Annotated in this window: 24 protein-coding genes and 1 tRNA gene; 13 read left to right on the top strand and 12 right to left on the bottom strand. The window is 73.3% G+C overall.

The annotated features are described in order from the left end of the window. Positions 1-27: 27 nt before the first annotated feature. The gene (locus POF43_RS10930) at positions 28-2052 is read right to left on the bottom strand and encodes a M3 family metallopeptidase (protein ID WP_271323827.1); all 2025 of its coding nucleotides are present in this window, start codon (positions 2050-2052) and stop codon (positions 28-30) included. Between the two features lie 10 nt (positions 2053-2062). After that, the gene (locus POF43_RS10935) at positions 2063-2887 is read right to left on the bottom strand and encodes a tyrosine-protein phosphatase (RefSeq protein WP_271323826.1); all 825 of its coding nucleotides are present in this window, start codon (positions 2885-2887) and stop codon (positions 2063-2065) included. A gap of 260 nt (positions 2888-3147) precedes the next feature. Between POF43_RS10935 and POF43_RS10940 the strand changes: the two genes are divergently transcribed. After that, on the top strand, positions 3148-3951 hold the full coding sequence (locus POF43_RS10940) for an SGNH/GDSL hydrolase family protein (protein WP_271323825.1): 804 nt from the start codon (positions 3148-3150) through the stop codon (positions 3949-3951). Between the two features lie 212 nt (positions 3952-4163). On the opposite strand, the gene POF43_RS10945 is transcribed toward POF43_RS10940, so the two are convergent. Then, positions 4164-4634 (bottom strand): ATP-binding protein, encoded by a 471-nt coding sequence (locus tag POF43_RS10945; RefSeq protein ID WP_271313223.1) that lies wholly within the window; start codon positions 4632-4634, stop codon positions 4164-4166. A gap of 153 nt (positions 4635-4787) precedes the next feature. On the opposite strand from POF43_RS10945, the gene POF43_RS10950 reads away from it, so the two are divergent. From POF43_RS10950 to POF43_RS10960, 3 genes are read left to right on the top strand one after another with little or no spacing between them, the layout of a single operon-like run. Then, positions 4788-5654: a Sco1979 family transcriptional regulator gene (locus POF43_RS10950; protein ID WP_271313222.1), complete on the top strand. Its 867-nt coding sequence runs from the start codon at positions 4788-4790 to the stop codon at positions 5652-5654. A 4-nt stretch (positions 5655-5658) separates the two neighbouring features. Further along, on the top strand, positions 5659-5982 hold the full coding sequence (locus POF43_RS10955) for a DUF397 domain-containing protein (protein ID WP_271313221.1): 324 nt from the start codon (positions 5659-5661) through the stop codon (positions 5980-5982). Continuing rightward, a complete protein-coding gene (locus tag POF43_RS10960) occupies positions 5979-6797 on the top strand; it encodes an SAM-dependent methyltransferase (protein ID WP_271313220.1) in 819 nt (272 codons plus the stop codon). The genes POF43_RS10955 and POF43_RS10960 overlap by 4 nt, the downstream gene beginning before the upstream one ends. Positions 6798-6962: 165 nt before the next feature. Here the strand turns inward: POF43_RS10960 and POF43_RS10965 are convergent, their stop codons facing one another. The 3 genes from POF43_RS10965 to POF43_RS10975 all read right to left on the bottom strand — a co-directional run bounded on the left by POF43_RS10965 (position 6963) and on the right by POF43_RS10975 (position 8858). Beyond that, a complete protein-coding gene (locus tag POF43_RS10965) occupies positions 6963-7184 on the bottom strand; it encodes a DUF6126 family protein (RefSeq protein ID WP_282698506.1) in 222 nt (73 codons plus the stop codon). A gap of 123 nt (positions 7185-7307) precedes the next feature. Beyond that, positions 7308-7973 carry a helix-turn-helix domain-containing protein gene (locus tag POF43_RS10970; protein ID WP_372515958.1) on the bottom strand — a complete coding sequence of 222 codons (666 nt, stop codon included), beginning with the start codon at positions 7971-7973 and terminating at the stop codon, positions 7308-7310. A 66-nt stretch (positions 7974-8039) separates the two neighbouring features. Continuing rightward, on the bottom strand, positions 8040-8858 hold the full coding sequence (locus POF43_RS10975) for a trypsin-like serine peptidase (protein ID WP_271316651.1): 819 nt from the start codon (positions 8856-8858) through the stop codon (positions 8040-8042). 484 nt (positions 8859-9342) lie between these two features. Here POF43_RS10975 and POF43_RS10980 point away from each other — a divergent pair, with 484 nt between their 5' ends. Then, on the top strand, positions 9343-9768 hold the full coding sequence (locus POF43_RS10980; RefSeq protein ID WP_271316652.1) for an OsmC family peroxiredoxin: 426 nt from the start codon (positions 9343-9345) through the stop codon (positions 9766-9768). Between the two features lie 390 nt (positions 9769-10158). Continuing rightward, on the top strand, positions 10159-10344 hold the full coding sequence (locus POF43_RS10985) for a tail-anchor membrane protein (RefSeq protein ID WP_271316653.1): 186 nt from the start codon (positions 10159-10161) through the stop codon (positions 10342-10344). Between the two features lie 133 nt (positions 10345-10477). Here the strand turns inward: POF43_RS10985 and POF43_RS10990 are convergent, their stop codons facing one another. Next, the gene (locus POF43_RS10990) at positions 10478-11398 is read right to left on the bottom strand and encodes an undecaprenyl-diphosphate phosphatase (protein ID WP_271324114.1); all 921 of its coding nucleotides are present in this window, start codon (positions 11396-11398) and stop codon (positions 10478-10480) included. Between the two features lie 453 nt (positions 11399-11851). Between POF43_RS10990 and POF43_RS10995 the strand changes: the two genes are divergently transcribed. The 3 genes from POF43_RS10995 (at position 11852) to POF43_RS11005 (ending at position 14139) form a co-directional block, all read left to right on the top strand. Further along, positions 11852-12502, top strand: coding sequence for an alpha-ketoglutarate-dependent dioxygenase AlkB family protein (locus POF43_RS10995; RefSeq protein ID WP_271324113.1), 651 nt, complete (start codon positions 11852-11854; stop codon positions 12500-12502). A gap of 63 nt (positions 12503-12565) precedes the next feature. Beyond that, positions 12566-13009, top strand: coding sequence for a PPOX class F420-dependent oxidoreductase (locus POF43_RS11000; RefSeq protein ID WP_271316656.1), 444 nt, complete (start codon positions 12566-12568; stop codon positions 13007-13009). Beyond that, entirely contained in the window at positions 13006-14139 is a 1134-nt protein-coding gene (locus POF43_RS11005) for an MBL fold metallo-hydrolase (protein WP_271324112.1), read from the top strand. The genes POF43_RS11000 and POF43_RS11005 overlap by 4 nt, the downstream gene beginning before the upstream one ends. A 224-nt stretch (positions 14140-14363) precedes the next feature. Here POF43_RS11005 and POF43_RS11010 read toward each other — a convergent pair whose 3' ends face one another. The 3 genes from POF43_RS11010 to POF43_RS11020 form a co-directional block, all read right to left on the bottom strand. After that, a complete protein-coding gene (locus tag POF43_RS11010; RefSeq protein ID WP_271324111.1) occupies positions 14364-16385 on the bottom strand; it encodes a DUF2264 domain-containing protein in 2022 nt (673 codons plus the stop codon). Between the two features lie 386 nt (positions 16386-16771). Next, on the bottom strand, positions 16772-17644 hold the full coding sequence (locus POF43_RS11015) for an ABC transporter permease (protein WP_271324341.1): 873 nt from the start codon (positions 17642-17644) through the stop codon (positions 16772-16774). 56 nt (positions 17645-17700) lie between these two features. Beyond that, entirely contained in the window at positions 17701-20859 is a 3159-nt protein-coding gene (locus POF43_RS11020; protein WP_271324340.1) for an alpha/beta fold hydrolase, read from the bottom strand. Between the two features lie 344 nt (positions 20860-21203). Here POF43_RS11020 and POF43_RS11025 point away from each other — a divergent pair, with 344 nt between their 5' ends. Then, complete coding sequence (locus POF43_RS11025; RefSeq protein WP_271324339.1) at positions 21204-21494, top strand: hypothetical protein; 291 nt, start codon at positions 21204-21206, stop codon at positions 21492-21494. Positions 21495-21931: 437 nt separating this feature from the next. Next, entirely contained in the window at positions 21932-22414 is a 483-nt protein-coding gene (locus tag POF43_RS11030) for a universal stress protein (RefSeq protein ID WP_271316553.1), read from the top strand. Positions 22415-22530: 116 nt separating this feature from the next. Here POF43_RS11030 and POF43_RS11035 read toward each other — a convergent pair whose 3' ends face one another. Then, positions 22531-23430 (bottom strand): transketolase family protein, encoded by a 900-nt coding sequence (locus POF43_RS11035; protein ID WP_271324338.1) that lies wholly within the window; start codon positions 23428-23430, stop codon positions 22531-22533. A 114-nt stretch (positions 23431-23544) separates the two neighbouring features. Further along, positions 23545-24231: a thiamine pyrophosphate-binding protein gene (locus tag POF43_RS11040; protein WP_271324337.1), complete on the bottom strand. Its 687-nt coding sequence runs from the start codon at positions 24229-24231 to the stop codon at positions 23545-23547. Positions 24232-24285: 54 nt separating this feature from the next. Here POF43_RS11040 and soxR point away from each other — a divergent pair, with 54 nt between their 5' ends. Together soxR and POF43_RS11050 are read left to right on the top strand one after the other, a co-directional pair. Next, on the top strand, positions 24286-24759 hold the full coding sequence (gene soxR / locus POF43_RS11045) for a redox-sensitive transcriptional activator SoxR (protein WP_282698503.1): 474 nt from the start codon (positions 24286-24288) through the stop codon (positions 24757-24759). Between the two features lie 90 nt (positions 24760-24849). Next, a tRNA-Pro gene (locus POF43_RS11050) sits at positions 24850-24926 on the top strand. Positions 24927-24938 lie beyond the last annotated feature (12 nt).

Here is a 24938-nt window from a genome sequence, read left to right on the forward strand (position 1 = left end):
GCGCGACCAGGGGTGGTTGACGGTGTGTCAGGTCAGGAGTCCGCGGCGGGCCAGCAACGGCTCGATCCGCGGGTCCTGGCCGACCACCGCGCGGTAGGCGTCCATCATGTCGACGCTGCCGCCGCGCGACAGCAGCCCCTCGCGGAACAGCTCACCGCTCTCGCGCACCGTGCGGCCGTTGCCCTCGAACCACTCGACCATGTCGGCGTCCAGCACCTCGCTCCAGATGTAGGAGTAGTACCCCGCGCTGTAGGCGCCGGCGAAGACGTGCGCGAAGTACGTCGTGCGGTAGCGCGGCGGGATCAGCTCCAGCGCCAGCCCGGCCGACTCCAGCGCCGCCGCCTCGAACGCCAGCGGGTCGCCCGGGTCGGTGTCCGCGCCGATGCTGTGCCACGCCCAGTCCAGCAGGGTGGCCGCCAGGTACTCCACCGTCCGGAAGCCCTCGCCGGACCGCCGCGCGCGCATCAGCCGTTCCACCACCTCGGCCGCCAGCGGCTCCCCGGTGACGTGGTGCACCGCGTACCGCGACAGGATCTCCGGCCGCGCCAGCCACATCTCGTTGACCTGGGACGGGAACTCGACCACGTCCTGCATCACCGAGGTGCCGGAGAACGACGGGTAGCGCACGTCGGACAGCAGCCCGTGCAGCGCGTGCCCGAACTCGTGGAAGAGGGTGCGCACCTCGTCGATGGTCAGCAGCGTCGGCTCACCGGCGGGCGGCTTGGCGATGTTGAGGTTGTTGACCACCACCGGACGCTCGTCGAACAGGTGGGACTGGTCGACCAGCGAGTTCATCCAGGCGCCGCCGCGCTTGCTGGCGCGCGCGTAGTAGTCGCCGAGGAACAGCCCGACCGGCGTGCCGTCCTCCTGGCGGACCTCGAAGACCCGCGCGTCCGGGTGGTACGCGGTCAGGTCCTCGCGTTCGGTGATCCGCAGCCCGTACACCTCGCCGGCCGCGTGGAAGACGCCGTCGCGCAGCACCCGTTCCAGCTCGAAGTACGGGCGCAGCGCCGCCTCGTCGATGTCGTGCTCGGCGGCCCGGACCTTCTCCGCGTAGAACTTCCAGTCCCACGGCGCCAGTTCACCGCCGTCCTCGACCGCGGCCTTCAGCTGCTCGGCCTCCGCGCGGGCGCTGGCCACCGCGAGCGGCACCAGGCGGCCGAGGAAGTCCTCGACGGCCCCGGTGGTGCCGGCGGTGCGGTTCTGCAGCACGTAGGCGGCGTGGCTGGGCAGGCCCAGCAGCGCGGCGCGCTCGGCGCGGGCGGTGGCGATCCGCACCACCAGGTCCCGGTTGACGTCCTCGCCGCGGCCCAGGGAGGCGGTCAGCAGCCGTTCGCGCACCGAGCGGTCGGTCAGCCACGCCAGTTCGCTCTGGTTGGAGAACAGCTTCAGGCTCAGCACCCAGCGCCCGTCGTACCCCAGCGTCCTGGCGTTCTCCGCGGCGGCGGCGATCGCGTCGGGCGACAGCCCGGCCAGCTCCTCGGCGGAGTCCAGCACCAGCGCCCGCGCCCGGGTGTCGGCCATCAGGTTCTGCTCGAACGAGGTCTCCAGGGTGGCGAGTTCGGCGTTGAACTCGCGCAGCCGCCGCTGCTCGTCCGGGCTCAGCCGGGCGCCGGCGCGCGTGAAGTCGGTGTGCACCCGTTCCAGCAGCCGCAGCGATTCCGGGTCCAGCCCGAGGTCGGCGCGGTCCGCGTACAGCGCGTCGATCCGCGCGAACAGCTCGCGGTCCAGCAGGATCGCGTCCTCGTGCGCGGCGAATCTCGGCTGGTACTCGGCGTCGAGTTCCTCGGTGCGGGGGCTGGAGTCGGCGGAGGTCTGGTTGGCGAAGACCACCCGGGCCCGCTCCAGCAGCCGCCCCGAACGCTCCAGGGCGACCACCGTGTTGTCGAACGTGGGCGCCTCGCCGCAGCCGGTGATCGCGGCGATCTCGGCGAGCTGCTCCGCCATGCCCCGGTCGAACGCCGGGGCGTAGTGCTCGGGGCGGATGGCGGCGAAGTCCGGCAGCCGGAAGGGCAGGGTGCTCGGGGCGAAGAACGGATTGGTCGAGGTCATCCAAGCGACCCTAGCGGTTGTCCTCCTCCAGCAGCAGGGTCCGCAGCCGCTCGCGCCGCTCGCCGGTCAGCCCGAGTCCGTCGGCCAGGTAGCGGTCGGCCGACCCCCAGCCCTCCTCGATGGCGTCGAACGCGCCGCGCAGGTACTGCGCCCGCGCCTCGAACAGCGGGCTGAGCAGCTCGTTGACCTCGGCGTTGGTGACCGGTTCGGCGTTCTTGCCGCGCTGGATCCGGTAGCGGCGGTGCGGGTCGTTGCTCAGCAGGTAGTCGGTGGTGATCTCCTCCTGGCGCACCCCCAGGGCCAGCAGCACGATGGCGATCGAGGTGCCCGCCCGGTCCTTGCCCGCCGCGCAGTGCACCAGCGCGGGCACCTCGCCGTCGACCAGCAGGTCCAGCAGCCGGGCGTGTTCCGCCGTGCGGTCGCGGATCAAGGTGGCGTAGGAGCGGGTCATCGCGGCGGCCGCCCTGCCGTCGCCCAGCGCCTCCCGCAGCGTGTCCACGTCGCCGTTGCGCACCATGCGCCAGAAGCCGTCCCCGGCCCGCGGGTCGCTCAGCGGCATGTTGACGTTGCGCACCCCGGGCAGTTCGACGTCCTGGCCCTCCAGGGCCATGTCGGAGGCGTTGCGGAAGTCGATGACGGTCCGCAGGCCCAAGGAGGCCAGGAACGCGGTGTCCGCCGGTGTGGCGTGCGCGAGGTGCCCGCTGCGGAAGAGCCGGCCCGCGCGCACCCGGCGGCCGTCGCCGGTCCTGAGGCCGCCCACGTCACGGAAGTTGCGCACCCCGGTCAGCTCGGGCTCCGGCGGGCGGGCGGCGGTCCTCGGCGTGGGCTGGTTCACCGGGTCTCCTTCTGGCGGGTCGGTCGTGCGCGCACGGGGTTTCGTGCACGCGGAATCGTTCGGGGTGAAGCCGACCCGACGACAGTAGTCCGGCCGCGTACCGCACGGTATGTGGCAGGTGCAGCCGCCCGCCATACCGGGCGGTCGGACCGTATTTCGATATTCCCGCGCGGGGGTCGGATATCACGTGGGATGAATCACGTCGCGTAAACCCGTGGTTACGGTGGCGTAGGTAGTTGTATGAGGTGAACCATGTACACGTGGCTGAAGTGAACGTTCAAGACCTGCCCGACCGGGCCGTCGTGGCCATCGGTTCGTACGCCGCGATCGGCGACAGTTTCACCGAGGGGGTGGGCGACCCCGGCCCCGACGGGAGCTGCGTCGGCTGGGCCGACCGGCTCGCCGTCCTGCTCGACCAGGGGCGCCCACCGGGCGAGTTCCGGTACGCCAACCTCGCGGTACGCGGCCGGCTGCTCGACCGGATCGTCGAGGAGCAGGTGCCGCGCGCGGTTCGACTCGCCCCCGACCTGGTCACCTTCGCGGCCGGCGGCAATGACATACTGCGCCCCGGCACCGACCCCGACGAGGTCGCCGACCGCTTCGAGAAGGCCGTCGTCGCGCTCACCGCCGCGGCCGGCACCGTGGTGGTGGCCACCGGCTTCGACACCCGCGGTGTGCCGGTGCTGCGCCACCTGCGCGGCCGGATCGCCACCTACAACGGCCACCTGCGGGCCATCGCCGACCGCCACGGCTGCCCGGTGCTCGACCTGTGGTCCCTGCGGGCGCTGCGCGACCAGCGGGCCTGGAGCGAGGACCGGCTGCACCTGTCGAGCGAGGGCCACGCCCGGGTCGCCCGGCTGGCCGCCCGGGTGCTCGGCGCCGACGTCACCCCCGACCCCGACCAGCCCTGGCCGCTGACCATCCCGGTCGCCCCGGCCGACGTGCGCCGGGAGAACATCCGCTGGGCCAAGGAGTACTTCGTGCCCTGGATCGGCCGCCGCCTGCGCGGTGAGTCCAGCGGTGACAACGCCGAGGCCAAGCGCCCGGAACTGCTGCCGCTGTGAGGCGGTCGGCGCGGTGAGCCGCTGGGAGGCGGGCGGCACCGCGAGTTGCTGGGAGGCAGGCCGCACCGCGAGCCGCTATGAAGCCGCCGGCGCGGTGGGTCGCTGGGAGGCGGGCGACACGGTGAGGTGAACGACCGCAGCCGTGGGCCCGGCCCACCCCCGCGGGGTCAGGCCCACGGCGTGGTCGCGGGGCGCAACGCGGTCGGCGTGCGCTACGCCCCGCCGCGGTGCCGCAGCACCGCCCAGACCAGACGGCCCCTGCCGTCCGGACAGGCCTGAACGCCCCATGCGAGGGCGACGGCGTTCACCAGTTGTAGGCCCCGGCCGCACTCCTCGTCGACGCCGGGTTCTCGCGACTGGGGCTCCGTCAGGCCGCATCCCTGGTCGGCGACCTCCAGGCGCAGCAGGTTGCCGGTGACCCGGACCGCGCAGGATATGCGCTCGCTGTCGCTGTGGCGGATCGCGTTGGTGAACAGTTCCGAGATCACCAGGCCCGCGTCGTCGCGGGCCTCGCCGTCCACGTTCTGTTCGACCAGCAGCGCCCGAAGACGCCTCCTGGCCTCGCCGACGCAGGCCCCGAGCGCGGGCAGGTGGAACACGTCCGTCCGGGACGTGCACCGCCGCCGCAGGGCGTCAGGAGCTGCCGGGCGCTCCAGGCGGAGAGCGTCATGGGAGGAAGGCACTGAGCCACTATGCGCGCAGCGCGCGACAGATGGCAAGATGCGTTCTGTAATTTGCAGAACTGGAATACCAAACCGCTGTCATATGCCTGACGGCGTGACACACTGCTTTTCCGGATGGGTAGTTGACCGGATCGCGGGTCGAAGGGAGCCACAGTGCCGGAAGCGCGCCCCCCGGCCGCACCCACTGTCCTGCGGGTGGTGCTGGGCAAGCGTCTCGCCGATCTGCGGGAGAAGGCCGCCATCGGGTACGAGCAGGCGGCGCGGGCGCTGGACGTCACCCACGCCACCATCCGCCGGATGGAGAAGGCGGAGGTCGGGCTCAAGCTTCCCTACGTCGAGAAGCTGCTGACCACCTACGGGGTGACCGACCCCGACGAGGTCGAGGGCTTCCTCACCCTGGCCCGGGAGGCCAACCGCCCCGGCTGGTGGCACCGTTACCGCGACGTGCTGCCCGAGTGGTTCAGCGCCTTCGTCAGCCTGGAGGGCGAGGCGAGGGTCATCCGCGCCTACGAACCGCACTACGTACCGGGGCTGTTGCAGACCGAGGACTACGCCCGCGCGGTGCTGCGGGCCGGTTCGCCCAACGCCCCGGCGGAAGCGGTCGAACGCGGCCTGTCCCTGCGGCTGGAACGCCAGGCGTTGCTGACCCGCGAGAACCCGCCCCTGCTGTGGGTCGTCGTCGACGAGACCGTGCTGCGGCGTCCCATCGGCGGCCCGGACGTCATGCGCGCCCAGGTCGACCGGCTGATCGAGGCGTGCGCGATGCCCAACGTCCGGCTCCAGATCATGCCGTTCTCGGCCGGCCCGCACTCCGCGATGTACGGACCGTTCCACATCTTCCGGTTCGAGATCCAGGAACTGCCGGACATGGTGTGCGCGGAGAGTCTGGTGGGCGCCGTCTACTTCGACGAGCGCGACGACGTGTCCACCTTCCTGGAGGCGTTGGACCGCATGAGCGCGCAGGCCGCGCCGGCTCACAGCACCGAGGCATTCCTCGGTCGCGTTCGCAAGGAGATCTGAACCGATGGACCGCAGGCAGAACGGGGAAGCCCACCTCCTCCACGGGAAGCACCAGTACGGGGAACGCATCTACAACGGCATGCCGGCCAACGAGCTGGGCACCGAGGGCTGGCACAAACCGTGGAGCGGTGGCAACGGCGGCAGTTGCGTCGAGGCCATGAAGCTGTGCGACGGCCGGGTCGCCATCCGGCAGTCCACTGACCCGGACGGCCCGGCGCTGATCTACACCCTCCACGAGATCCAGAGCTTCATCCAGGGCGCGAAGGCCGGCGACGCCGACTTCCTGCTCGCCTCGCCCACGCTGCGGACCGATTGGAAGACGGCATGACCGATGACGGTTCCGGCGACCAGGGCTTCGCCGCCGACCGGATCGACACCAGCAGGCCGCACCCCGCCCGGATCTACGACTACCTGCTGGGCGGCTGGGACAACTACGAGGTCGACCAGCTGGCCGGCCGCCGCGTCATCGAGCTCGCCCCCGACGCCCGGGTCTCCGTGCACGCCAACCGCGACTTCCTGCACCGCGCCGTCCGCGGGGTCGTCGGTGACGGCATCCGGCAGATCCTCGACATCGGCACCGGCATCCCCACCTCTCCCAACACCCACGAGACGGCCCAGGCGGCCGCCCCGGACACCCGCGTCGTCTACGTGGACAACGACCCCATCGTCGCCACCCACGCCGGCGCCAAGCTCACCAGCGCCGACCGCACCGGCTTCGTCCTCGCCGACGTCCGCGACCCCGGCTCGGTCATCGACCACCCCCGGGTCAAGCAGCTGATCGACTTCGACCGGCCGGTCGCCGTCCTGCTCGTCGCCGTCCTGCACTTCATCGAGGACAGCGAGGACCCGGCCGGCATCGTCCGCGCCCTGGCCGAACGCCTGGTCCCCGGCAGCCGGCTGGTCCTCACCCACTGCACCGTGGACTTCCACCACGGCACCGGCGACGCCACCGAGGTCTACAACGACGCCACGGCCCACCTGGCCGTGCGCACCTACGACGAGATACTCCCGTTCTTCGACGGCTTCGAACTTCTCGACCCCGGCCTGGTCCAGGTCCCCCTGTGGCACCCGGACGGCCCGCTCCCCGACGCCGACGAACTGCGCCGCATCGCGGTATACGGCGGCGTCGGCGTCAAGGAGTAACAGCGCGGGGGTGCGGGCCGGGTCGGGGGTGCGTGCCGCATCGGGGGTGGGCGCTCGTGCTTCGGCGATCGGGCGGGGACGCGGGTGCGGGGGTGCGGGGGGTGCCGGACGGGTCCGGCGCGGGTGCGGGCGCTCGTGCTTCGGCGATCGGGCGGGGGCGCGGTCTCAGTGCCCCTGGCGCGCGCCGAGGGCGAAGAGCAGGTAGAGGAACCCGGCGAACAGGTGGGCCCCCGCGGTGTACGCCAGCACCCGGATCGTCAGGCCGCGGCTGATCCACGCGGTGTTCAGCGACGGGACACGGGACTGCTCCGGCGCCTGCGGGCGCGGCGGCTGTTCGGCGGCGGGAGCGGTGGTTTCGGACAGGGTTTCGGGCATCGTTTCGGACATGGCGAGGCTACCTCCGGGACGGGAAGGGGGAACCGGGGTTTCGGGGGAACGGGGAGAGCGGGTTCGGGGGGCGGAGCTGGCGGCCGTGGGCGTCAGCGGGTGTCAGTGGGCGTCAGTGGGTCGTCAGTACTGGCGGCCGGGTGGTCCGACGCACAGCTCGCCGACCGGGCTCTGCATGAGGGTGTGGACGAAGAGCAGGTCGACTCCCCGCGGCGAGTCGGCCGCCAGCCGGTGCGGTGTCAGCGAGTCGAAGTGCGCCGAGTCGCCGGCGTCCAGCAGGTGGACCGCCCGGCCCAGACCGAGCCGCAGGCGGCCGCTGAGCACGTAGAGCCACTCCTCGCCCGGGTGCACGCGGACGACCGCGTCCTGGACGGCCGGCGGGATGTGCAGCCGCAGCGGCTGCATCGCCCGGTCCGGCACACCGGCCTGCCGGTAGCTCCAGCCGCCGGCCCGGCCGGGTTCCATGGCGCCGGCCCGGATCACCGGGTCGTGCCCGCCGCTCTGCTCACCCAGCAGGTCCGCGACCGTCGTCAGGTAGGCCCGCGACAGGCCGAGCAGCACCGGCAGCGACGGCTGGCGCCGGCCGGTCTCCAGCCGGGACAGATAGGCGGGCGACAGGCTCACCCGGGCCGCGGCGGCCTCCAGGGTCAGGCCACTGCGCCGGCGGCGTTCGCGGAGTCTGGCGCCCAGGCCGGCCATCTCGGATACCGTTGGCTCGGCGGTGCCGTGCGTTTCGCCGGCCTCCGGCCCGGCCGGGGCCTCGGCGGGGGAGTGGTCCGAAGGGCTCATGGTCCCCAGTGGACACCCCCACCTGCCTCGGCGGCAAACCCTTTGCCTCTCAGGCAAAATTCCAGGTCAGGACCGGTTGGCCGGGTCCTGGGTCACCGCGTCCTGGTACAGCGTCGCCACGGCGTCGCCGAAGACCGCGCTGTAGGACACGTCCGGCGTGTCGCCGCCCTGCTCGTAGCCGCCGATCACGCCCATCACGGTGTTCTGCCGGGTCACCCACGGACTGCCGCTGGTGCCGCCGCTGTACGCGGCGCAGACGATCCGCAGCTGGGTGGCCGAGTACGCCGTGATCCGGTTGACGCAGGTCAGCGGCGCGTCCGCGTCCGAGGGATACCCGGTGAGCCGGATCGTCGCGGACGGCGCGTGGTCCGTCTCCAGGCCGAAGCCGCCGACCACGTCCTGGAGCCGCCGCCCGCCGAGCGGCAGCACGGTGGCGAACGCGACGTCCGCGTCCGGGTCCTGGTCCCTGGTCCACCGCGGGTCCAGCGTGACGTCGCCCAGCCGCCACACCCCGTAGGGCGCCCGGCCGTCGTGGTACCCGGGGACGAACGACAGCCCCGCGGTGCTGCCGCTCAGGCAGTGCGCCGCGGTCACGATCATGTCGCCCTGCGGGCTGTCCACCACGCCGGCGCTGCAGAAATGGTCGCCCGACGAGGACACCGTGCCGTGGAAGATCGCGCCCACCGCCGAGGTCGCCCGGGTGTCGTGCACGGCGTGCGAGCCGCCCAGTGCCGTACCGCCGCCGGTCAGCCCGCTCGCGCTCGCGGTGCTGCCGATCGCCAGCACGGCCAGCCACGAGACCGTCAGCACCGTGTTGCGCCCCAGGCGTCCGGGCACGGCGCGCGTCCGGACGGCGCGCAGGTACCGGGACGGCCTGAACGACATGCGGGGAGCCTTCCTGCCGAGGAGGTTCTCGCTTCGGAAGAAGATCCTTGCCAACGTCGATGAGAATCCGCTGTGAGGGACTTGAGAGCCCGGTGATTCCCGGCCCGCCATCCGGCTGACCTGGCACGCGAGGGGCGTGCGGGCCGTCGTCCGGAACGCCGCCGGGTCGTTGCGGACGGCCGCACTCCCGGACGGCGCGGGCCCGGGACCGGGGCCCGGTTGCTGTCGTTGGTTGGTGGTTACCGGCCGGCTGTTGGCAGTTCGCTGTTCGCCGGTCACTGGTCTTCGTCGGCTGTGGGGGTGACGGCCGGGGGCTGCGCCGGCCGGTGCCGGTCGCCGCCCGGGCCGGCGTGTTCGCTGATCGCGGGTATCGGACGAGGGGATGAAGTCGTCTTCGCAGCAGTATCACCCGATTACCCGCACACGTCCCGTTCGGTGACGCTGTGTATCCGAAAACGGTACGTATTGCGCGTAGAGTGCCGCCATGGCTACGCAACGTATCGCGCACACGGTCTGGGAAGGCAGCCTCGGCGAAGGCCGCGGCACCATCACCTTCGGTTCCTCCGGCATCCCCGACCAGCCCGTCACCTGGGCCTCCCGCGCGGAGAAGGCCGAGGGGCGCACCAGCCCCGAGGAGCTGATCGCCGCCGCCCACTCCAGCTGCTTCTCCATGGCGCTGTCCCACGCCCTCTCCGAGGCCGGCACGCCCCCGGCCCGGCTGACCACCGCCGCCGAGGTCGCGTTCCAGCCCGGTACCGGGATCACCGGCATCCACCTCAGCGTCGAGGGCGACGTCCCCGGCCTGGACGCCGACCGCTTCCAGGCCGCCGCCGAGGACGCCAAGGCCAACTGCCCGGTCAGCCAGGCGCTCACCGGTACGACGATCACCTTGACCGCTACGTACGTGTGAAGCTGCTGCGTATGCGTGGACGGCTGCGTACGTGTGGACCGCGGCGTACGCGTGGACGGGTACGTACGTGTGACCGCTGCATACGGGTGGACGGGTACGTACGTGTGAAACGGCTGCATACGTCTGGGCCGCTGTATACGTGGGAAACGGTTGCGTACGTGGAACCGTCCGGGGCGACGTGGCCGCCCCGGGCGCTGACGGCGTCGTGTCCGGTGTGCGGGGCGACGTGCGACCCGCCGGCCGCACGGGCCCGGCCGTCGCCGTCGCGCCGGTCGGGCCCGCCGTTTCCGGTCGGCGTGGCGGGAACCAAGCGGAGGCCGGCCGCGTTCTCACTGGCAGCGGATGATGGACTCCGCGGTACCGCGGCTGACGCCGTGGACGGAGGACGAAATGTCAAAGGGTGCATCGATCACCGTCGGTGGCGTGGCGGTCGGCATCGTGCTGCTGGTGCTCGGCCTGCCGCTGTGGGCGGTACTGCTGATCATCGTCGGGGTGCCGGTGGCCGGCTACCTCATGCTGGACAAGTCCCAGCGGTCCCGGCTGCGCGGAGTCTCCCGCAAGCGCCTCGGACGCTGACCCGCCGGCGTTCCTGCCCGGCCCCGCTCGACCGGGGCCGCGGCGGCCTGACGCCGATCCCGCGTTTCCTGGGCCCCCGCGATCGCCGCGGCCCCGCTGAGGCCGACGCCGGTCCCGGGGCGGTCCGGGCCGCTCAGCCCAGCGTGAAGTACGCCAGGCTCCCCAGCCCCGCCAGCGTGCAGTAGATGGCGAACGGCGTCAGCGTGCGCGTCTCGAAGTACTTCGTGAGGTACTTGACGGCCACATAACCGGCCACGAACGACGCCGCGGCGCCCGCCAGCACCTGGCCGCGTATCCCGTCGCCGGCCGGCCCCAGCAGGGACGGCACCTTCAGCAGCGCCGCCGCGCCGATCACCGGCGTCGCCAGCAGGAAGGCGAACCGTGCCGAGTCCTCGTGGTTCATGCCCTTGAAGACGCCGGCGCTGATCGTCGAACCGGAACGGCTGATCCCCGGGCACAGCGCCAGGATCTGCGCCGCGCCGATCACCATCGCCGTCCTGAACGTCAGTCCCGCGATCCGCCGGTCCGACAACTCCTGCGGGTCCAGGTGTTCCTCGCCCGGCGCCACCGACGCCCCCGCCCGCCGCCGCCCGGTCCCGCCGCGCCGCAGCCGTTCGGTCAGGTACAGCACGACGCCGTTCAGCGACAGGAACACCGCCGTCGGCACCGGCCTGCCCAGGGTGCTGCGGAACACGCTGTCCAGCGCCAGCCCCGCGATCCCCACCGGGATGGTCGCCGCGACCAGCAGCCACGCCAGCCGCTGCTCCACCGTCTCGATCCGCCGCTCGCGCACCGAGCTGACCAGCCCGCGCAGTACCCGCGCCCAGTCCCGCCGGAAGAACACCACCAGCGCCAGCGCGGTCGCCAGATGCAGCCCGATCAGCACGTTCAGATACGGCGAACTCTCGGCGGAGACGTTCAGGTCACGCTGCCAGTGGCCGCCGAGCAGCGCCGGGACCAGGATGCTGTGGCCCAGGCTGGAGACCGGAAACAGCTCGGTGACACCTTGCAGGAGCCCGACGCCGACGGCCTCCGGGTAGGTCAGGACGGACATCGGCAGCTTTCGACGCGGGTCGCGGAGGCCGGCCGGCTCCCGTGGCGCGCACCGTACGGCCCCAAGATGACCGGCCCGCCAACGGAGGGTGACCCGCACGGAGACGACCGGACGCCAGGCTTCGCCATGGACGGGCGCCTGCCGCGGACGGGGATGCCGTACGCGGACGCGCGTGGGACGCCTGACGTGTACGGGTCGCGGGGTGCTTGTCGTGGACGTGGGATGCCGGGGGCGCTGGGTGCTTGTCATGGACGGGTCGCACGCACCGGACCGCGAGGCGCCTGACGTGTACGGGTCGCGGGCACCGGACCGCGAGGCGCCTGACGTGTACGGGCTGCGGGCACCGGACCGCGAGGCGCCTGACGTGTACGGGCCGCGGGCACCGGACCGCTGGACGCCTGACGTATACGGGCCGCGCGAAACCGGACCGCCGCGCGTTCCTACGATGAACCGGTGAGCGACGAGCTGTTCCCCCGGGAGCGCGCCGAGATCGCCCCGGGCGCGGTCCACCTTCCCGACTGGCTCGCCCCGGACGCCCAGCGGCGCCTGGTGGCCGCCTGCCGTGCCTGGGCCGCGCCCCCGGCCGGGATGCGGACCGTCGGCATGCCGGGCGGCGGGCGGATGTCGGTGCGTACCGTCGGCCTCGGCTGGCACTGGTATCCCTACGGCTACGCGCGCACCGTGGTGGACGGCGGCGGCGAACCCGTCAAGCCCTTCCCCGACGTCCTCGGCCGGCTGGCCCACGACGCGGTCACCGCCGCGTTCGGCGCCCCCGCGGGGGAGCGTTACGACATCGCGCTGGTCAACCACTACGGGCCCGGCGCCTCGATGGGCCTGCACCGCGACGCCGACGAACGCTCCGCCGCGCCGGTGGTCTCCCTCAGCCTCGGTGACACCTGCGTCTTCCGGTTCGGCAACACCGCCACCCGGACCCGCCCGTGGACCGACGTCGAGCTGCGCAGCGGTGACCTGTTCGTCTTCGGCGGCCCCGCCCGCCTCGCGTACCACGGCGTACCGCGGACCCGCCCCGGCACCGCCCCGCCGGACCTCGGCCTCACCGGGCGGCTCAACATCACGCTGCGGGTCAGCGGCCTGACCGGCTGACCGGACAGGGTGAACCGCGTCTCGTGCTGGAACACCCGGTCGAAGCCGAACGTTCACGAACACATGACGGCAAAAGACGAGAGACACGACGGGCTGCTGAAGCTGCTCACGGAAGTGGACGGCGGTGTACTGGCCACCGTGAAACGGGACGGGCGACCCCAGTTGTCCAATGTCAACCACGCCTACGACCCGGCCGCCCGGATCATCCGCGTCTCGATCACCGACGACCGCGCCAAGACCCGCAACGTGCGGCGCGACGCCCGCGTCAGCTACCACGTGACGAGCGCCGACCGGTGGGCCTACACCGTCGTCGAGGGCACCGCCCAGCTGTCCGGTGTCGCCGCCGACCCGCACGACGCCGCCGTCGAGGAACTGATCGACCTGTTCCGCGCCGTCCGGGGCGAACACCCCGACTGGGACGAGTACCGCGCGGCGATGGTCGCCGACCGCCGCCTGGTGCTGCGCATCCCGGTCGACCACGTCTACGGAGTGAGGCAGCGCCCATGAGCACCCTGCGTCCGGTCGCCTTCGGCGCCGACCCGACCGGCGAACGCATGGCGCGCATCCGCCGCTCGCCGCACTTCGCCGACGGCGTGTTCGTCAACCCCACCGGCCCCTCGCAGCCGCCGCGCGGGCCCAGCATCGCCCTGATCCGCACCCTGCTCGACAAGGCCGAACGCGTGCGCCGGCGCCCGGTGGGCTCGGTGCCGGTCCACCCGTTCACCATCGCCGACCTGGCCAAGCCGCCGGTCACCGGACTGCGGCTGACCTGGATGGGCCACTCCAGCGTCCTCGCCGAGATCGACGGCCGCCGGGTGCTGTTCGACCCGGTCTGGTCCGACCGCTGCTCCCCGTTCGACTTCATCGGCCCCCGCCGGGTGCATCCGGTACCGGTGCCGCTCAAGGAGCTCGGCCACCTGGACGCCGTGGTCATCTCCCACGACCACTACGACCACCTTGACCTGCCCACCATCCGTCAACTGGTGCGCGGCGGGACGAAGTTCGCGATACCCCTGGGTGTCGGCGCCCACCTGGAACGCTGGGGCGTCCCCGCCGACCGGATGGCCGAACTGGACTGGAACGAGTCCGCCGCCATCGCCGGCCTCACGTTCACCGCCACCCCGGCCCGCCACTTCTGCGGCCGCGGCCTGCGCAACACCCAGCACACCCTGTGGGCCTCCTGGGTCGTCAAGGGCCCCGAACACCGCGTTTACCACAGCGGCGACACCGGTTACTTCTCCGGCTTCGCCGACATCGGCGCCGAACACGGCCCGTTCGACGCCACGATGATCCAGATCGGTGCGTACTCCGACTTCTGGCCGGATATCCACATGACCCCGGAGGAGGGCCTGCGCACCCACCTCGACCTGGGCGGCGGCTCACCGGCCAGCGCCCTGCTGCCCATCCACTGGGGCACGTTCAACCTGGCCCCCCACCCGTGGGACGAACCGGCGGAACGCACCCTGGCCGCCGCCCGCGCGGCCGGCGCCCCGGTGGCCATCCCGCCGCCCGGTAAGCCCTTCGAACCGGCCGGCGAACTGCCCACCGACCCCTGGTGGCGCCCGATAGCCCGCCCGGCCGCGCTCACCCCCGCTCTGAACCCGGCCTCGGCGCGACAGGACGGCGTCCCGGCCTGAGGGGCTCGGGTTACGGCGGGGGCGCCGTGCGGGCGTCGTGGGGACGGGGCTTGCGAGGTGTGGTTGACGGGCGGTGGCTGACGGGGTTGCCGTGCGGGCGTCCGGTGGCTGACGCAAGCGTGATGCGGGTTGCCGTGCGGGCGGGGCTGACGGGTTGCCGGGCGCTGACGTCCCTGCGTCCCCCGGCCGCCCCGCCCTCCGCTGCCCGATCCTCCGCCCGCCTCCTACGCCTCGCCGTAGGAGGACGAAATCCGGTGCGGTACCACCCGGTCCGGCTCGCCGTCGACCGTGACGTGTACCGCGTCCTTCGTCACCGCCACCCGGAAGCCGGTCCGCAGCCGCGCGACGCCCGCCGCGTCGAGCGCCTCACCGGTGAGGACGACCAGCGTCACCCACACCCGCGCGGCCCCCGCCCCGACCGGCGCCGTCACGTACGGCACGGCGGCGTGGGGGCCGAACGCGTGGGCGTCCTCGGCCCGTTCCACCCCGGCCGAACGCCAGCCGTGCAGTCCCACGACCACCGACGTCAGCCCGTCGTCACGCTGCGACAGCGCCCAGTCCGCGCCGCCGAGCACCTCGGGCGCCCGCGACCCGGCGACCGCGTGGCCGCCGTCCCGGACCGTCACACCCTCCGCCACGCCTTCGGGCGCGTCGACCTCGCTGACCCGCACCTCGCAGGCGCCGTACGGCAACGATGTCGTCGTGACGTGGTACGTCCGTTCGTCACCCGGCAGTCGGGCCTCGTACCACGACGACGCCCGGTCGTCCCGCACGGCCAGCGGACGCACGACGGTACGGCGCGACGCGGTGCCGTCCGGGGCCAGCAGGGCGACGTGGGCGTCCAGATGGCGGTCCCGGACGTGTACGCCGGTCAGCGGTGCGCAGCGTGAGGTATACGTCAGCTTCGTGTAGTGCGGCTCGTCCCGCGACCAATCGGTGTGCGGCGCGTAGTGGTCGGTGCCGTGGTTCAGCAGCCGCACGATCCCGTCCGCCCGGGTGCCGTGCAGCAGCCAGCCGGGAGCGGTGATCACCCGCCTGGTGTCCGACTCCTCGATGGGGAGCGGGAGTTCGGCCGCCGTCCACACCGGGTCCCCGGGCGGTAGCAACAGCCCCAGGAACCCCTTGCTCGCCCAGTACGGCGACGCCGGCCCCGAGTAGGACTGCGTCACCGGCGCGTACGGCCCGTACCACCCCGGTCGCAGCAGTCCCGCACCGTCGGGCGCCCCGCGTTCCGCGAAATGCCTCAGCGCGCCCGACGCCAGCCGGCGCGTCAGCCCCGGCGGCAGCGGACTCGCCCCGGCCAGCGCGCCCATCCACACCGGCGCCACCGCCGCGAACCGGTACGTCAGCGACCGCCCCTGGTGCACCGGCGCGCCGTCCGCGCCGAAGAAGTGGACGTAATCGTCGAGGAAACGGCTCAGCCGCGCCCGGTACGCCGCCACCCGGCCCCCGTCCGCGCTCCCGCCGCCCGCCCCGGCGATCCGCGCCCACAGCAGCGGGTAGAAGTGCATCGCCCAGCCGACGTAGTAGTCGAAGTTGCGCCCGTCCCCGTCGCGGTACCAGCCGTCGCCGTCGTACCAGTCCTCGATCCGGTCCAGCCCGGCGTCGATCTCCGACTGCCGGTACGTGCCGCCGACCGACGCGAGGAACTGCTCGGTGACGACCTGGAAGAGCCGCCAGTTGTTGTCCACCGGGTGCTTGCCCACGAAGCCGGCCAGCCAGTCGGCGACCTGCTGCCGGGTGCGGTCCGGCAACCGGTCCCACAGCCACGGCCGGGTCTCGTGCAGCCCGATGGCGATCGACGCGGCCTCCACCATCGGCTGCGACCGCTCGGTGATCGGCGGCCAGGCGTCCGGCGAGTCCGGATCGGTGCCCGTTGTCAGACCCCGGGCGTAGCGTTGAGTCAGTGAGTCGATCCGTTCGGTGACCGCCGGGGGGAGCGGCCCGGTCGCGCCCGCGTGCGCGCCCGCGATACGGAAGGAGGCCAGCAGGAATGTCCGCGCGAAACCCTCAAGACCGTCGGAGTGCTCCCCCGACCAGCTCGCCCGGCCCGGCAGCCGATACTGCGCGAAGCCCGGCGAGGCGTACGGCACCAGTGCGTCCAGCAACCGGTCGGCCACCGCCTCCCAGTGCGCCCGCGTCCACCCGGTCCGCGGCGACAGCACGTGATCCGGCGGCGGGAGCACCAAGCCCGGCGCGGGCGGCTGCCACTCCTGCGGCGGAAGGGGCGAGTTCGCTGCGGGCATCCGGAACTCCCTGGCGTGAGGCGACCGGCCGCCCCCATCCTCCGGCCGCCGTGCCACCCCCGGCAAGACGCCCTCCCGGCCACGGACCCGCCCCACCCGTTCGGCCGGCCGGGTGCGTCGGGGTGGCGGGTGCGTCGGGGCGGGTGGGCGCTGCGACGCGGGCCGGGGGAACGGCGACGTTCCGCCGACCTCTGGGCTGGGCGAGGTCCGGGAACGGCGTCACCGTCCGGGAACGGCTCCGCGTTCCGCGAGTTGGCGAAGGGCGCCGCTGTCCGGGAGCGGCCCGGCGATCCGTCAACAACGCACGGTCCACGATCGGCGCCGCGGTCCGCCATCCGCCGACCCCTCGGCGATCCGCCGCGGCCGTGATCGGTTCGGCGGACCGGTCAGGAGACGATGTCCTTCGTCCGGAAACGGCGGAACGCCAGCGCCAGGAAGACGATGGCGAACGACACCGCCACCGACGTGCCCTTGAGCATGCCCGACCACTCCGCACCCGGCTGGAGCAGATCGGCCCAGGCGAACTGCCAGTGCGTCGGCAGCACTTGACGCACCGGGCCGAGTGCCGTGATGGCGTCCAGGATGTTCGACAGGATCGCCGCGCCCACCGCGCCGCCCACCGCCCCCAGCGGTGCGTCGGTCACCGTCGACAGCCAGAACGCCAGCCCGGCCACGGCGAGTTGGCTGACGAAGACGTAGACCACGATCACCGCGAAGCGGGCCGCCGCCGATCCGGCCGGCAGCGAACCGCCCGTCGGCAGATCCAGCCCGCCCCAGCCGTACGCCGCCGTACCCACCGCGAGGGCCACCGCGGGCAGCGCCAGCACCGCCAGCGCGCTGAACACGAAGGCCACCACCGCCTTGCTCACCAGCAGCCGGGCCCGCGGTACCGGCGCCGCCAGCAGATAACGCAGCGAGGACCAGCCCGCCTCCGAGGCGACCGTGTCCCCGAAGAACAACGCCACCGGGAGGGTCAGCAGGAAACCACTGGAGACGAACACCACCGCCAGCGCGAAGTTCAGCCCCGAGGAGGTCGCCACGTCCACCAGCGTCGGGACGTCGCCGCGGTCCCGGGGCCGTCCGCCGATCGCGAACGCCGCCCACACCACGATCGGCAGCGCCACCACGACCGCGAACGCCACCAGCGTCCGGCGCCGCCGCAACTGCCGCACCGCCTCCACCCGCAACGGCAGCGTGCGCCGCGCGTGGTAACCGGCGGCGCCCGCCGCGTCGCCCGCGTGTGCCGTACCGCCGCGCACCGCGGTCGCTCCGGTGCCGGGCAGTCCCGCGCCCGGTGTTCCGTCACCCTGCTCGCTCACGCCTGGCCTCCGATCAGGGTCAAGAACGCGTCCTCGAGCCGCTGGTGCCGGCCGACCCGTTCCACCGGCACGTCCAGCCGCAGCAGTTCGGCCAGCAGCCCCGGCACGCCGAGCCCGTCGAGCCGCACCACCAGGCCGTCCTCGGCCGGCTCCGCGCCCGACACGCCGGGCAGCTCCGCCAGCTCGGCGGCCACCCGCTCCAACTGCGGCGCGGTCGCGCCCGGCGCGCCGACGAACAGCGCGTCGCTCCCACCGATGATCTCGTCCACCGGCCCGGCCGCCATCAGCCGGCCCTTGTCCATGACCACCAGGTGGGTGCAGCTCTGCTCCACCTCCGACAGCAGGTGGCTGGAGACGATGACGGTCCGGCCGCCGGCGGCGTACCGGCCGATCACCGACCGCATCTCGCGGATCTGCGGCGGGTCGAGCCCGTTGGTCGGCTCGTCGAGGATGAGCAGGTCGGGCAGGCCGAGCATGGCCTGCGCGATGGCCAGCCGCTGCCGCATGCCCTGCGAGTAGGTGCGCACCGCCCGGTCCAGCGCCTCGCCGAGGTCGGCGATCTCCAGCGCCTGTTCGACCTGCGCGTCGGCCGCCGGACGACCGGTGGCCCGCCAGTACAGGTCGAGGTTGGCCCGCCCGGTCAGGTGCGGCAGGAACCCCGCGCCCTCGACGAACGCCCCGACCCGCGACAGCACCGGGGCGCCGGCGCTGATGGGCTGCCCGAAGACCGTGATCCCACCCGCGTCGGGGGTGATCAGCCCCATCAGCATCCGCATGGTCGTCGTCTTGCCCGCGCCGTTCGGCCCCAACAGGCCCAGGACCTGGCCGCGTTCCACCCGGAACGACAACTCCCGCACCGCGTAACGGTCCTGCGAGCCCCGGTAACGCTTCGACAGGCCGGAGATCTCCAGGGGGACGGATTCGTCCGGCGCGTTGCGGCCTGCCGGGCTGCCGCTTGCCGGGTTGTCGGCTGCCGGGCTATCGCCTGCCGGACGTTCACGGGGGGAGTGCCCGCGCCGACCTTGCGGGCCCGCGCCCGTCAAGTCCGCGCCGCCGGGATCCGTACCGTCGGAGTCCGTGCCCCCGGAGCCGGCGGCGTCGGGACCCGGGGCGGTCGTGCCACCGGCGTCAGCGGTCCGGCGGCGCCGTCCGGTGAGCAGCAGTGCGGCGGCCACCGCCAGCGCCACCAGCGGCAGGACCCACACCCACGCGGCCGTCGTGGCCCCGGCCGTCCGCAGCGTCGGAACCGTCGGCACGGTGAGTGCCGAACCGGCCGCCGCCACGCGGTAGTCGGCGGGCGCGGACGGCGAGGAGTAGCCGAGGTCGGTCGCCGAGAGCACCAGGCGCATCCGGTGCCCGGCGGCGAACTCGTGGTCGACCACCGGCAGCGTCACCGTCACGGTCCGCCCGCCGCTGCCCGCACCGGTGACCCGCAGCGGTGCCACCAGTTGGTGCGGCAGCGTCTGGCTCCCGTCCGGGCCCACGTCGTAGACCTTGGCGAACAGCACCGCGTCGCCGTCCGCGGCGTCCGACGACACCCGCACCCGCACCCGCGGCGCGCCGGTCACCGTCAACGGTTTCGTCAACGGCGCGGAATCGAAGGCCGCGAACTGGCCCGGGAAGTCCAAGGACAGGCTCTGCCCGAGCGACGACAACTGGCTCAGCGCGCCCAGCCCCGGCACGCCCGACACCGAGGGCGGCGAGCCGCCGGCCGGGTTGCGCACCGTCTGCGGGCCGCCGGACAGCCGTACCGTGACCTGCGAGGTGCCGTTCAGCCCCGGGTACCGGTCGGCGGTCGCGCCGCGCTGCACCGCCTCGCCGGTCGTGGTGTCCACTCCGCCCGATCGGGTGACGCGGAACGCTGGGCCGGTGTTCACCCGTTCGTGCTTGAGGTACGTGTCGAACCAGGTCTGCACCCGTCCGTCGACCCGGGCGGTCTCCTGGTCACCGCCGTCGTGCCCGCCCGACGACCAGTCGACGGAGACCGGCGCGCCGTTGGACGCGATGGTCCGCGCCATCGCGTCCGCCTGGTCCAGCGGGAACAGCGAGTCGTTCTGCCCCTGCACGATCAGCGTCGGCACCTTGATCCGCGAACCGACCGACGACGGGCTCGACCGCTCCAGCAGCGCGATCGCCGCCGGGTCGGCCCGTCCGGTCACCGCGGCCTGCCGGTAGACGGCGCACAGCGCGGCGGTGAAACGGCACCCGCCCGGCGCCGGAGCGGCGGCCGCCTGCCCGCCCGCGGTCTTCCCACTGCCGCCCGTCCGCCCCGCGGCCCGGCCCGTACTGGCCGCCCGCGGTCCGTTCGACCCCGCTCCGGACGCCGTTCCCGAACCCGTTCCGGAAGCCGTTCCTGATGACCCCGACCCGGAGCCCGTACCGGAAGCCGGACCCGCGCCGCCGGTACCGCCGCCCGGCGCGCCGCCGGTACCGGGCAGCGCGGGGGAGGAGCCGGAGGGGGTGCCCGTCGAGCCGGTGGTGAAGAAGATCCCGGCCCACAGCTTCTTGAACACGCCGGAATCGGCCGGCTCCCCCTGCGCGTTCTGCGGGAAGAGCGCCTGCGGGAGGTTCCACCAGGTGATCTGCGGCGCGATGGCGTCGATCCGCTTGTCGTACCCGGCGGCCAGCAACGAGATCGCGCCGCCGTAGGAAGCGCCGGTCACCCCGACCCGCGGATCGTCCGGCCCGTCCTGCACCACGTCCGAACGGTGTCCCAGCCAGTCCACCAGCCGTTCCACGTCGGCCACCTCGCGGTCCGGCGCGTCCAGCCCGATCGCGCCGGTCGACCGGCCGAAGCCGCGCGCCGACCAGGTCAGCACCGCGTAACCGTCCCGGGCCAGCGTAGTGGCCTGGCCCGTCATGTCGTCCTTGCTGCCACCGAACCCGTGCGCCAGCAGGATCGCCGGATGCCGCCCACCGCCGGCCGGTGTGAAGAACGACGTGTCGATCCGCACGGTCTGCTTGCTGCCCGGCGTCTCCGGCATCGTCATGAACGCGTTCGTCCGGTGCACCGCCGCCGGCGCGTCGTCGACCGCGACGGCCACCGACGCGACCCCCGCGCCCAGCAGCGCCGCCACCGCCACCGCTCCCGCGACGATCCGCCGCCGCGCGGCACGGCCGCGGGTCCGCCAGGGCCTGATGCGGGCCAGATGCATACGCCATCCTCGAAAGGTCGCGTTCCGGCCGGTATCCCGGCCGCCGGACGAAAGGCCCAGTCTGCCCTGCGGTGATCATCGGGGACGCGGCCGGGGTCCCGCCCGGGGCGGTGGCACCGGCGGGCCGCCGAAGTCACCGCCGCTCGCCCGGCCACTCGCCGCAGCGGTCTCGCCCGGCGTCGTCGGTTCCACCGCCGGACAGCGGAAGCGCCGGTCGGCGGGCGAGCCGGCCCCTCGGGGCGAGGCCGTCCACCGTCTCCATGTCAGTGGTGCGTATTACGGTCGTCGTGAACAGTCCGCTCAGGGACCGCACGCCCTGACCCGGAGGAACGGAGGAAGCCGCCATGCCCGAGACCGACGACGTCCGCGCCCTGGGGTTGCCCCTGCCGACCTCCGCCGAGAAGCCAACCCGGGACGAGCGCGCCTGGGCGAAGCCCGGTGGGGGCAAGTCCGGCTTCCGGGTGCGCGGCGAGGTCTTCGCCGCGCACTGCGTCAACGATGCGGTGATCAGCGTCAAGCGCCCGGTGTGCGTACGGGACGCAGTGATCCCCGCCGACTCCGGAACGTTCCGCATACGCGCCGATCACGACGTACGCGCCGGCCACGACATACGCGCCGACCCCGGTGGCGACTGATGTCGGCTGCGGGTACGCCTCGCCGCGGTGCTCGACGACGCCGCTGGGCTCGATGACCCCGCTGAGCACGAGACCGCTGCTGCGGGAGGTTGCTGGGGGAGGGGGCGGCACCGGTGACGCAGGACCGTCGGCACCGTCGGCACCGGTGACGTCGCTGGCCGGGCACCGGTGCGGGGGTCCCGACGGCACCGGTGCGGCAGCGCGCCCAGCACGGCCGCGGCGGGCTGCCTCGCACCGTCGCGGCAGCCCGCCCAGCACCGCCGCCGCCCGGCGCTCCGCACCGTCGAGGCCGCCGCCGCCCGGCCATGACGGCCGCCGCGGAGGGGGGGTCGCGTCGGCGTGCGTTCGCCCCGGCGCGCTCCGACCTGCGCGGCGCGATCGAACAACGGGACCGTCCGCTCTCGATTCCGTGCCCGGCCGCCCGCTACGCTCGCCCGGTGACCGATGACCCCGACCTCGAAGGCCAGGACCAGCCGGTGTTCGAACGCGGCACCGACGGACCGAAGGTGATCGTCGCCGGCATCGACGGTTCCGAGTCCTCCTGGCGTGCCGCGGCCTACGCCGCCGGACTCGCCCGGCGGCAGCGGTCCCTGCTCGCGCTGGTCTACGTCCAGCCGCTCTCGCTGGCCGGTACGGCCGGGCTCAGCGTGCCGATGGCGGAGGCCACGTCGCAGATAGCGGAGGAGATCGTCGACCAGATCCGGCTGTCGACCGAACGGCTGGGCGACGACTTCGTGCTGCGCTGGGAGTTCCACACCTTCCCCGGCGACCCGTTCAGCGGCCTGGCCCGGGCCGCCGACGACCTGCGCGCCGACGCGGTCGTCGTCGGCGCCTCCGAACAGGCCGGCCACCGCATCGTCGGCTCCCTGGCCGTCCGCCTGGTGAAGGCGGCCCGCTGGCCGGTGACGGTGGTCCCGTAGAACGGGGTGGTCCCGTGGAACGGGGTGGTCCCACAGAACGGAAGGGCGCGGGCCGGGCGTCCGGCCGGCGGGCGTTGCCGGGCGTCCGATCGGCGGGCGTTGCCGGGGCCGGCCGGTCAGCGCAGGAAGCCCGCGAGACGTTTGCGCAGGCCGGCCGCGTCCAGACCGTGGGCGGCGACGTGCTCCTGCCACGTCCCGTACCGCCGCAGCTCCTCGCGGCCCGTCCCCACCCCCAGCACGCGGTGCGGGACGTCGCACAGCGCCTCGGCCACGTACGGCACCGACGTCCCGGCCAGGTACGGCTCGACCAGGACCACGTCCGACCGCGCCGCGTTCCGCACCTCGGCCCGCAGTGTGGGGGCGTCGAACGGCCGCACCGTCGAGGCGTACAGCACCGTGACGTCCAGCCCCTCGACGGCCTCCAACGTCGCGTCCAGCAGCGGGCCCACGGCCACCACGACGCCGCCGGCACCGGACCGCAGCCGCTGGAAACCCTCCGGTCGCACCGGCAGGGCCGCCCGGTTCGCCTGCTCGCTCAGCCGGATGTAGACACGGCTGTCCCCGTCGGCCACCGCGTGCCGCAGCAGCGCCTCCGCCTCGTCCGGGTGCCCGGGAACGTGCACGGTCCAGCCGTCCAGCGTGTCCAGCAGCGCGATATCGCCCGGAGCCTGGTGCGTACGGCCGCCCGAAGCCATGTCGTACGAGCCGCCGGCGCTGACCAGCACCGCGCCGACGCCCTGGTGGTCGAGGTCGAGCTTCACCTGCTCGAAGGGGCGTTCCACCAGGAAGGACGCGAAGGTGTGCGCGATCGGCCGCAGCCCGGCCAGCGCCAGCCCGCCGCTCACCCCGATCAGCAACTGCTCGCGGATGCCGACGTCGATGACGCGGTCGGGATGGGCCTTCTTCGCCTCGGTGAACCGGTCCGACGAGATGACCGCGAGCACCACCGCCACGCGGGGGTCCTCGTCGAGCAGTTGTGACGCGGTCGCGGTGAATCGTTCACGCATGGATTCCATCGGGGAGTCGTCCTTCCGGGGACGGGTGGTTGACGGGGAGAGGCTCGCGAGGACGCTGTCCGGGGGCAGCGGGGGCGTTCATCACACCGGGGTGGGCTGTTCCGGACCGGCCGGTCAATCGGTCTTGCGCTCGACGTGCGCGACGACGGCGTGCGGCCGGTCCGGGTGCGGCGCGGTGAACGCCGCGAAGAGCGCCTCGTGGTCGCGGCCGTCCACATGCGCCGTCGACCAGCCCTCGTTGGCGAACCCGGCCTCCAGGCGCCCGGGCCGCCCGTAACGGGCCGACCGGTTGTCCACGACGACGACGTTCAGCCCGGCCAGCCCGACCGCTCCCGCGTAGGCGACGGCCTCGTGGTTGCTGCCCTCGTCCAGCTCGGCGTCGCCCACCAGAACCCAGGTGTTCGCCCCGCTCCCGCGCGCCTTCAGCCCGAGCGCGGTGCCGACCGCGAGGGGCAGCCCGTGGCCCAGCGACCCGGACCCGATCTCCACCCCCGGCACGAGCGTGCGGTCCGGGTGGAATCCCAGCGGCGAGTCGAACGTCCCGAAGCCGCTCAGCCACGCACGCGGCACGAAGCCCTTCCGGGCCAGCACCGCGTAGTACGCCATCGGTCCGTGCCCCTTCGACAGCAGGAACCGGTCGCGATCCGGATCCGCCACGGTGTGCGGCGAGACCCGCAGCACCCGGTCGTAGAGCACCCACAGCACGTCCAGCGTCGACGTCGCGGCCGGCCCGTGCTTCTCGTCGCCGGTCATCAGCGACATCAGCCCGTCCAGGTCCGCGTACTCACGGTTGTCTGTCATGCCACAGAGCGTGCAACTTCAAGCGCCCTTGAAGTCAAGTCGTACAGTATTCCCATGACCGGGCCCGTTCTTCTGACCATCGGCGAGCTCGCCGACCGCAGCGGCCTCGCCACGTCGGCGCTGCGTTACTACGAGGAGCTGGGCCTGATCCACGCGGAACGCACCGCCGGCGGCCAGCGCCGGTTCGCACGCTCCACCCTGCGCCGGGTCGCCTTCGTGCGCGCCGCCCAGCAGGTCGGCCTCACCCTCGAAGAAGCCGGCGCGGCCCTCGCCGGACTCCCCGCCGACCGAACGCCCAACGCCGCCGAATGGGCCGACGTCGCCACCACCTGGCAGGCCCGCGTCGACGCCCGCATCGCCGAACTCCAGCAACTGCGCGCCCGCCTCACCGGCTGCATCGGCTGCGGCTGCCTCTCCCTCACCCACTGCGCGCTCTACAACCCCCAGGACACCGCGGCGTCCGCCGGCCCCGGCGCCCGCTACCTCCTCCCCGGCACGCCCCCACCACCCCGGATTCCCCCCACCTGACCCCCTCCCCACCGCGCGCACCCAGCCTCCCGCATGCGGTATGGTTCTCGTGCGAGGTCAGCCAGGGGAAACCCCAGCTGAAACCGGCACCGGGACGTGGCGCAGCTTGGTAGCGCACTTGACTGGGGGTCAAGGGGTCGCAGGTTCAAATCCTGTCGTCCCGACCAGCGTTTACGCAG

Source organism: Streptantibioticus silvisoli (assembly GCF_027947535.2).
Taxonomy (GTDB): Bacteria; Actinomycetota; Actinomycetes; order Streptomycetales; family Streptomycetaceae; genus Streptantibioticus_C; species Streptantibioticus_C silvisoli.

Bases quoted from the DNA above. Each gene is read 5' to 3' on its own strand.
- POF43_RS11035 (WP_271324338.1), bottom strand. From the start codon at position 23,430: ATGGAATCCATGCGTGAACGATTCACCGCGACCGCGTCACAACTGCTC.
- POF43_RS10970 (WP_372515958.1), bottom strand. From the start codon at position 7,973: ATGAGCCCTTCGGACCACTCCCCCGCCGAGGCCCCGGCCGGGCCGGAG.
- POF43_RS10985 (WP_271316653.1), top strand. From the start codon at position 10,159: ATGTCAAAGGGTGCATCGATCACCGTCGGTGGCGTGGCGGTCGGCATC.
- POF43_RS11025 (WP_271324339.1), top strand. From the start codon at position 21,204: ATGCCCGAGACCGACGACGTCCGCGCCCTGGGGTTGCCCCTGCCGACC.
- POF43_RS11020 (WP_271324340.1), bottom strand. From the start codon at position 20,859: ATGCATCTGGCCCGCATCAGGCCCTGGCGGACCCGCGGCCGTGCCGCG.
- POF43_RS11000 (WP_271316656.1), top strand. From the start codon at position 12,566: ATGACGGCAAAAGACGAGAGACACGACGGGCTGCTGAAGCTGCTCACG.
- POF43_RS10980 (WP_271316652.1), top strand. From the start codon at position 9,343: ATGGCTACGCAACGTATCGCGCACACGGTCTGGGAAGGCAGCCTCGGC.
- POF43_RS11040 (WP_271324337.1), bottom strand. From the start codon at position 24,231: ATGACAGACAACCGTGAGTACGCGGACCTGGACGGGCTGATGTCGCTG.
- POF43_RS11005 (WP_271324112.1), top strand. From the start codon at position 13,006: ATGAGCACCCTGCGTCCGGTCGCCTTCGGCGCCGACCCGACCGGCGAA.
- POF43_RS11010 (WP_271324111.1), bottom strand. From the start codon at position 16,385: ATGCCCGCAGCGAACTCGCCCCTTCCGCCGCAGGAGTGGCAGCCGCCC.
- POF43_RS10955 (WP_271313221.1), top strand. From the start codon at position 5,659: ATGGACCGCAGGCAGAACGGGGAAGCCCACCTCCTCCACGGGAAGCAC.
- POF43_RS10960 (WP_271313220.1), top strand. From the start codon at position 5,979: ATGACCGATGACGGTTCCGGCGACCAGGGCTTCGCCGCCGACCGGATC.
- POF43_RS10965 (WP_282698506.1), bottom strand. From the start codon at position 7,184: ATGTCCGAAACGATGCCCGAAACCCTGTCCGAAACCACCGCTCCCGCC.
- soxR (WP_282698503.1), top strand. From the start codon at position 24,286: ATGACCGGGCCCGTTCTTCTGACCATCGGCGAGCTCGCCGACCGCAGC.
- POF43_RS10990 (WP_271324114.1), bottom strand. From the start codon at position 11,398: ATGTCCGTCCTGACCTACCCGGAGGCCGTCGGCGTCGGGCTCCTGCAA.
- POF43_RS10930 (WP_271323827.1), bottom strand. From the start codon at position 2,052: ATGACCTCGACCAATCCGTTCTTCGCCCCGAGCACCCTGCCCTTCCGG.
- POF43_RS10975 (WP_271316651.1), bottom strand. From the start codon at position 8,858: ATGTCGTTCAGGCCGTCCCGGTACCTGCGCGCCGTCCGGACGCGCGCC.